The organism is Vibrio sp. 1078-1 (genome assembly GCF_033340475.1).
On record NZ_JAWOWM010000350.1, the window covers coordinates 1 to 705 of the forward strand.

At 46.0% G+C, this 705-nt stretch carries 1 protein-coding gene and 1 pseudogene; both read left to right on the plus strand.

The genetic code is table 11. The annotated features are described in order from the left end of the window. Positions 1-294 (plus strand): TRAP transporter large permease subunit (locus R7190_RS27515; RefSeq protein WP_318137887.1); only part of this gene is annotated, 294 nt, incomplete at its 5' end. A 114-nt stretch (positions 295-408) separates the two neighbouring features. Further along, a pseudogene (locus R7190_RS27520) lies at positions 409-705 on the plus strand (histidine kinase); the annotation flags it as partial.

Below are 705 nucleotides of genomic sequence, written 5' to 3' on the forward strand. Positions count from 1 at the left end.
CTGGGCTTCTTTATCGACTTCGTTGAACTCTGTTTCATCATCGTTCCTATTATCGCCCCGGTTGCTGAGCTGCTCGGCATCAACATGACGTGGTTTGCTATTCTCATCGCGATGAACTTACAAACCTCCTTCTTAACACCGCCATTTGGCTTCAGCTTATTCTATTTGAAAGGGGTTGCGCCTGCAGGCGTGACTACACGGGATATTTATCGTGGCGTGATGCCATTCATTGCGATTCAAATTCTCGTCCTTGCCTCCTTACTGTTTTTCCCAAGTTTCTACGGCATGGGTTAATGAGTAAGGAATAAAAGAGATTTTGTGAGCTGAGAGTCTTCACCTTTTGAGACAAGTTGTTAAGCTGCTCTTGGGGCATATTGACCCTTTGGGCAGCGTTTCATGGAGGGAAGGATGCCTCTCAAAGCCAAGTTAATTTTGCTGACATTGATTCCAGTGGTTTTAGTGTCGGCAAGCATCAGTTGGATTTCCATTTATCAGGCCAAAACATTGGGTCAACGAGAGGTGGAGATCTTCCATCAAAACCTCATTCAATCCAAAGAAGCGGCGCTCAAAGATACCGTTGATGTCGCATTTGATGCCATTTCCCACATTTACAACGATTCGACGATTGAAGAGCGTGTCGCCAAAGCTCGAGTGAAGGCCATTCTCAATCGCCTAACTTACGGCTCTGATGGGGACTTCTTTGCT